The following is a 6,851-nucleotide window of genomic DNA, read 5'->3' as shown; positions in this document are numbered from 1 at the left end:
GAATATGGGGGGAGGGACAGGGGGTCAGGGGAGCTGGCGGAAGTAGTCGCGGGTCTGTTGGGCGTTGCGGCGGATCTCGTCAGACAGGGCCTGCATGGAGAGAAATTTCTGTTCCGGCCGCAGATGTTTGAAGAACTCCATCCGGACCTGGTGGCCGTACAGGTCTCCGTCAAAATCCAGAATGAAGCCCTCCACAGTGACCCGGCCGTCATTGTCCTCCACGGTGGGGCGGATCCCCACGTTGGTAACGGCACAGCGGCATTGGCCGTCAAACCAGACCCGGGTGGCGTAGACACCGTAAGCGGGCACAATGACCCGGGAAGGAATGGTGAGGTTGACGGTGGGAAAACCCAGGGTAGAGCTGCCGATCTTCTTGCCGTGTACCACCCGGTCGGTAAGGGTGTGGGGGTGTCCCAGGAACTGATTGGCACGTTCCATCTCCCCCTGGGCGATCAGGGTACGGATATAGGTGGAGGAGACGGTGATGCCGTCCTGTTCCACACGGCCGATAATGTCGCAGCCAATGCCCAGTTCGGCGCATTTGGCCTTCAGCCGCTCCGGATTACCCTTGCCCATGTAGCCAAAATGGAAGTCGTGGCCGGCCACCACGTGGACGACGCCCAGGTCCCGGACCAGGTATTGGAGGATGAAGTCCTGCCAGTCCATGCGCTGCATGGCGTCGAAAGAGGCTACGATGACCTCCTGAATGCCGTAGTACCGGCGCATCAGCCAGATCCGGTCCTCTACGCTGCTGATCAGGGGGACCGACTGGCCGGTGATGACGGCGGTGGGACTGCGGTCGAAGGTGAAGGCGCAGGCAGAGGCGTTCAACCGGTCTGCCGCCGCCGCCACGGCCCGCAGCAGGGCTCCGTGCCCCAGATGGACGCCGTCAAAAAAACCGAGAGCAATGACACGTTTGGTAGAATTCACAGGGGTATCGTCTCCTTTGTAAGCGGTTATGACCGGCGCGGCGTTTGCCCGCGGGTGCCGATCATAAAAATTCGTTTCATTGTCCATGAAACCGGAACCCGATGTGATGTAGGGCAAGGGCTCTGCCCTTGCCTTTTCCGGGTGGACAAAATACCGGGATAAATTTGCGCACTGGAACACTTCGCCTGCGGGCGGGACGGGAGATGGGGATATTTCGCCCTCGGGCGAGGTACTTTTGTAGAGATACAAAAGTACCCAAAAAATCTCCGGGGCTTCGGCCCCGGCCCCCAAGGGGCGTCCTACAAAAAAGCCTTCCTTACGTCCGGCGCCCATCCCCTGGTTTTGCTGCCCCACCGTCCGGGCCTTCGGCCCTGGGTGGATCAACTTGAATACAGACAACCGCTTAATATCAGCGCCTGAGTTCCCGAACTGTGCGGCGTGGTTCCTGACTGCGTTGATCCTCTCTGCTGCGTGCAGCTTGATTCAGAGGGAACCCGCACCGGTTCGTCCCGCAGAGCAAAGACTCTCTGATTTAGAAACGAAACTTTATACCTCAAAAAAACTTTTTACAGTAAACAGTTTGCCGGCCTCGGCTCTGCCCAAGGCCAGAAACGTTCCCTCCGGGCCATAGACCCGGTACTCCCCGGGGGAAACCTCCGGCATCACTACAGTCATGCCGTTGCGTACTTTTTTCTCCAGGGCGGAGGACAGCGTCAGGGCTGGACGGTCGGCAAAGTAGGCGTCTACGGGAAGGAGAAGGGCGGCGGGGTCCTCCGCCTGCTGGATCTGATCCAGGGTGACCGCCTGGTCCAGAGTAAATCCGGCGGCCATGGTACGCCGCAGAGAGGACATGCACCCGCCGCAGCCCAGGGTCCGGCCGATGTCGTGGCACAGAGTGCGGACATAGGTGCCTTTGGAACAGCGGACCCGGAGCACAAAATCGGCGGGGCCGGTCTGCCCTTCCAGGGTCAGTCCGTGGATGGTGACGGAGCGGGGCTGGCGCTCCACTTCCCGGCCCTTCCGGGCCAATTCGTAAAGCTTTTTCCCATTGATCTTAATGGCGGAGTACATGGGAGGGACCTGCTGGATGCTGCCCCGGAACTGGTCCAAAACGGCCTCCAGCCCTTCCGGCGTCACATCCGAGGGATGCGTCTCCAGGACCTCGCCGGAGGTGTCCTGGGTGTTGGTGACCACGCCAAGCCGCAGTCCGGCGACATACTCCTTTTCGGACTCGGAAGCAAACTCCACGGCCCGGGTGGCCCGCCCCATGAACACAGGCAGAACTCCGGTGGCCATGGGGTCCAGAGTGCCGGCGTGGCCGATCCGTTTTTCCCGAAAAATACCCCGGAGCTTGGCACACACATCCATGCTGGTCCAGCCCTGAGACTTATCGATCACAATGATTCCGCTGGGCATAGGTTTCCTCTCTTTATATCAGCCGGGTGGGGCGGAACACCGCCCGGCACGCCGGACACTGAAATCTGGTATTCTGCTGGCGGGACTTGTGGAGGGGGAGCAGGGCGGCTTTGCCGCAGGCCGGACATGGGACCGGCCTGCCCAGGATCAGTTCCAGGGCCTGCTCACGGGTCAGCTCACCCGCCATACTTGACCTGGTGGATGGCGGCCAAAATGACCTCCTTGGCGTGGGATACCGGACCCTCCACCGTGGCCCCCGAGGCCGCGGCATGGCCGCCGCCTCCCAGCAGGGCGCACACCTTGCTGGCGTTCAAATCATTAGGATCGGTGCGGACGGACAGTTTGCATTTGCCGGGAGCCAGCTCGCGGATGGTGACGGAAGTCTTGACCCCTTCCAGCTGCCCCACCAGGGCGGCAATATCCTCCACATCGCGTTCAGTAGCGCCCAGGGAGGACATCATGTCCAGGGTAACGGAGGCAATGGCCACGGTACCCTGGTCGTGGAGCTCCATACCGGCGATGATCATGCTCTCCAGCTTCATCCGCGTCAGGCTCTTGGTGCGGAAGTGGCGTTTGTTCAGCTGAGCGGTAGAAATTCCCGCCTCCATAAGCTCGGCCGCGGCCCGGTGGGTGTCGGCGGTGGTGTTGCCATAGGCGAAGCAGCCGCAGTCGGTGGAGATGGCGACGTAAAAAGCGGTGCCGATCTCCGGGGTAATGGAACAAAATTGCTTTACGATCTCGTATACCAACTCGCCGCAGGCCGCCCGTTGGGCGTCCAGACAGGTTTCCCCAGCGAAAAACTCCTGGGAGGGGTGGTGGTCGATGGCCAGCGCCACCCGGTCCAGGTAGGGCAGAGCGTTTTCGGGAAACAGGCTTCTGGCGGCGATGTCCACTGACACGACTGTACCAGGCTCCCAGCCGTCTTCGGCCAACAGCCCCTCCAGATAGGGCGTGAACAGAGAGGTGGCCTCCCGGTTGGGCAAAACATAGGCGGTTTTCCCGACATGGCGCAGGGCGCGGCAAAGACCGGCGGCGCAGCCGATGGTGTCGCCGTCGGGGCGCACGTGGGTCAGGATCAGGTATTGGTCATGGGCCTGCAGAAAAGCAGCGGCTTGCTGCGGCGTCATAGCGGTCACTCCTCGTCCAGAATAATGTGCTCGTTGGCGGGATTCGCGGGCTTGACCACCTCGGGGTTCCGAAGCATATCCAGAATGTGGGCGCCCTTGTCAATGGAGTCATCCCGGACAAAAGTGAGCTCCGGGGTGTAGCGCAGCTGGAGGGCATGGCCCAGTTCACGGCGCAGCCAGCCGGAGGCGGACTTCAGGCCCTTCAGTACCTGGGCGCTGTCGCTCTTGTCCAGTACGCTGATATAGATTTTGGCGTACCGCAGGTCGGGGGTGGTATCCACGGCGGTGACGGAGATCATGCCTGTCACCCGGGGGTCTTTCACGTTGGGAATCAAAGAAGCCAGCTCGCGCTGGATCTCCTCGTTGATCCGTCCGATTCGATTGCTTGCCATAATGCTGCTCCTTTCCGGGCGCGATGCCGCCCAGTCAGATGGTGATTGTGATGCAGATGCTTTCGGCACTGAGAAATTGCTACAGGGTGTCCATCGCGAAGTCTTACAACCGGCCGAGGCTTGCCGAAGAATCAAGCTGTATGCAATGGACGGACCAGCGCGGTCAAGGACCACGCCGCGCAGGGTGCCCCCCTGTTTCCCGCCCGCTGGTGACGGTTTCCGTCTTGCAGAGGCAAGGGCAAAGCCCTTGCCCTACATGGCATGGGGTTCAGATTCCATGAGCCGATAAACAAAAATTTACTGCCACAAAAAAGCAAACTGGGACGGGCGAAAACGCCCGCCCCAGCCGGTGGTATCAAAAATATTGGGTGATTGGATCAAACCTCGATCTGCTCCATCAGGAAGGCCTCGATGACGTCGCCTTCCTTAATGTCCTGGAACTTCTCGAAGGTGATGCCGCACTCGTAACCGGCGGCGACCTCCTTCACGCTGTCCTTGAAGCGCTGGAGGGAGGCGATGGCGCCGTCGTAGATGACGATGTTGTCCCGGAGCAAGCGCATCTGTGCGCCGCGCTGCATCTTGCCGTCCAGCACGTAGCAGCCGGCCACCATGCCCACGCCGGTGATGCGGAACACGTTGCGGACTTCGGCGCGGCCCAGGTCCACTTCCTTGAACTTGGGGGCCAGCATGCCCTTCATGGCGGCTTCGACCTCGTTGATGGCGTCGTAAATGACCCGGTACATCCGCATATCCACGTTCATCCGGGCGGCGGAGTCCTTGGCGTTGGCGTCAGGACGGACGTTGAAGCCCACGATGATGGCGCCGGAGGTGGAGGCCAGCATCACGTCGCTCTCGCTGATGGCGCCCACGGCGCAGTGGATGACCCGCACCCGGACCTCCTCGTTGGTCAGCTTCTCCAGAGAGGCCTTGACGGCCTCGGCGGAGCCCTGGACGTCGGCCTTGACGATGACGTTCAGGTTCTTCATCTCGCCGGCCTGGATCTGGCTGAACAGGTCCTCCAGAGATACCTTGCCCATGGGGGAGGCGGAGGCGGCCTTCTGCTCGTGCTTGCGCTGCTCCACCAGCTCGCGGGCCATGCGCTCGTCGGCCACGGCGTGGAAGTCGTCGCCGGCGCCGGGCACCTCGCCCATGCCGATGATCTCCACGGGGACGGAGGGGCCGGCCTCGGTGACTTTCTGGCCCTGGGCATTGGTCATGGCGCGGACACGGCCCACGGCGGTGCCGGCGATGATCACGTCGCCCTGGTGCAGAGTACCGTTCTGGACCAGCAGGGTAGCCACGGGGCCGCGGCCCTTGTCCAGACGGGCCTCGATGACAGCGCCGTGGGCGGAGCGGTTGGGGTTGGCTTTCAGTTCCCGCATCTCGGCGGTGAGGACAACCATGTCCAGCAGGTTGTCGATGCCCATGCCGGTTTTGGCGGAAATGGGGCAGATGATGGTCTCGCCGCCCCACTCCTCGGGTACCAGCTCGTACTCGGTGAGCTGCTGCATGATCCGGTCGGGGTTGGCGGTGGGTTTATCCATCTTGTTGATGGCCACGATGATGGGGATCTCAGCGGCTTTGGCGTGGTTGATGGACTCCACGGTCTGGGGCATGATGCCGTCGTCGGCGGCCACCACCAGGATGGCCACGTCGGTGATCATGGCGCCCCGGGCGCGCATGGCGGTGAAAGCCTCATGGCCGGGGGTGTCCAAGAAGGTGACGGGGTTGCCCTTCACATCCACCTGGTAGGCGCCGATGTGCTGGGTGATGCCGCCGGCCTCGCCGGAGACCACGTTGGCGTGGCGGATATAGTCCAGCAGGGAGGTCTTGCCGTGGTCCACGTGGCCCATGACCACCACCACGGGAGCGCGGGACACCAGGTCCTCCTCCTTGTCCTCGGTGGTATCGATGAGCTTTTCCTCGATGGTGACCACAACTTCCTTCTCCACCTTGCAGCCCATCTCCTCGGCGATAATGGCTGCGGTGTCGAAATCGATGATCTGGCTGAGGGAGGCCATGACGCCGTTCTTCATCAGGCACTTGACCACCTCGGCGCCGGTCTTCTTCATCCGGCTGGCCAGCTCGCCCACGGCGATCTCGTCGGGGATCATGACCTTGACGGGGGCCTTCTTGGCGATCTCCAGCTGGAGGCGGCGCAGGCGGTCCTGCTCCTCCTGCTTACGCTTGTTGCCGAAGGTGCCGGCCTGCTTGCCGCCCCGCTGGCGTTGGGCGTTGCGGCCCTGGAATTTCTGCTTGCCGCCCCGGTCCTGCTGCTTCTCAGAGGTGAAGGACTCCAGACGCTCGTCGTATTTGTCCAGGTTGACATTGCCGCCGCCCCGGGTGTCGACCACCTTCTTTTCGGGGACGCGGGTGGCGGGCCGGCTGACCTGGCTCTGCTGCTGCGCCTGAGACTGAGCCTTGGGGGCCTGGCCCTGCTGGGCGGGCTGCTGCTTGGGCTGGGGCCGGTTCTGCTGCTGGGCAGCGGCTTTGGGGGTCTCGGCCTTGGGTGCGGCGGGCTGGCTCTGGGGCTTCTGGGCAGGGGCCTGGGCCTTGGCGGCGTTGGGGTCGTGGTAGACGTCGGCGTATACCGACTCGATGGAGTCGATCTGGTTGTTTTGGGTCAGATACTCAAAAACAATGGACAACTCCTGGTCGGTCAGGGGCTGCATGTGGTTTTTGGGAGGATGGTTGTACTGGGTCAGAATGTCCATGATCTCCTTGGAGGGGAGCTCTTTGGCACCCTTTTTAAAATCCTTGGCAACCTTGTGGATGGGATATTTGATCATCATGTGGGGAAGCCACCTCGTTTCTTAGGGATTGTGCCGGACAGTCGACGGCCGCCGGGACCGGGCTTTTGGAATCGGCCAGGACGGGCGGAGCCATCCTTGGCGAAATGGGCCGACCCGCCCTGTCCGGGAGGCTTCGGCTTGCGCTGTGTTTTCGGGGGACCGGCGGGGGAAGCGGGCTTGTGCCGCTCCTCGGG

6 protein-coding genes and 1 pseudogene are annotated in these 6,851 nt (G+C 62.2%); all 7 read right to left on the bottom strand.

The window, feature by feature from the left end:
* Nucleotides 1-24: 24 nt before the first annotated feature.
* Nucleotides 25-930 carry a riboflavin biosynthesis protein RibF gene (gene ribF, locus I6E42_RS12545; protein WP_235372351.1) on the bottom strand — a complete coding sequence of 302 codons (906 nt, stop codon included), beginning with the start codon at nt 928-930 and terminating at the stop codon, nt 25-27.
* 546 nt (nt 931-1,476) lie between these two features.
* On the bottom strand, nt 1,477-2,346 hold the full coding sequence (truB, locus tag I6E42_RS12540; protein WP_235372350.1) for a tRNA pseudouridine(55) synthase TruB: 870 nt from the start codon (nt 2,344-2,346) through the stop codon (nt 1,477-1,479).
* A gap of 13 nt (nt 2,347-2,359) precedes the next feature.
* Nucleotides 2,360-2,533, bottom strand: a complete 174-nt coding sequence (locus tag I6E42_RS12535) for a hypothetical protein (protein ID WP_235372349.1) — start codon at nt 2,531-2,533, stop codon at nt 2,360-2,362.
* Nucleotides 2,523-3,473, bottom strand: coding sequence for a DHH family phosphoesterase (locus I6E42_RS12530; RefSeq protein WP_235372348.1), 951 nt, complete (start codon nt 3,471-3,473; stop codon nt 2,523-2,525). The genes I6E42_RS12535 and I6E42_RS12530 overlap by 11 nt, the downstream gene beginning before the upstream one ends.
* A gap of 5 nt (nt 3,474-3,478) precedes the next feature.
* Nucleotides 3,479-3,865, bottom strand: coding sequence for a 30S ribosome-binding factor RbfA (gene rbfA, locus I6E42_RS12525; protein WP_235372347.1), 387 nt, complete (start codon nt 3,863-3,865; stop codon nt 3,479-3,481).
* A 377-nt stretch (nt 3,866-4,242) separates the two neighbouring features.
* Nucleotides 4,243-6,657: a translation initiation factor IF-2 gene (gene infB / locus I6E42_RS12520; protein ID WP_235372346.1), complete on the bottom strand. Its 2,415-nt coding sequence runs from the start codon at nt 6,655-6,657 to the stop codon at nt 4,243-4,245.
* Nucleotides 6,654-6,851: pseudogene (locus tag I6E42_RS12515) on the bottom strand (hypothetical protein); the annotation flags it as partial. The gene infB and the pseudogene I6E42_RS12515, both read right to left, overlap by 4 nt.

This window comes from Pseudoflavonifractor phocaeensis (genome assembly GCF_021531815.1).
GTDB classification, from domain to species: Bacteria; Bacillota; Clostridia; order Oscillospirales; family Oscillospiraceae; genus Lawsonibacter; species Lawsonibacter phocaeensis_A.
Note: the sequence above shows the minus strand (reverse complement) of the source record. Positions and strands in the feature narration are given on the sequence as shown.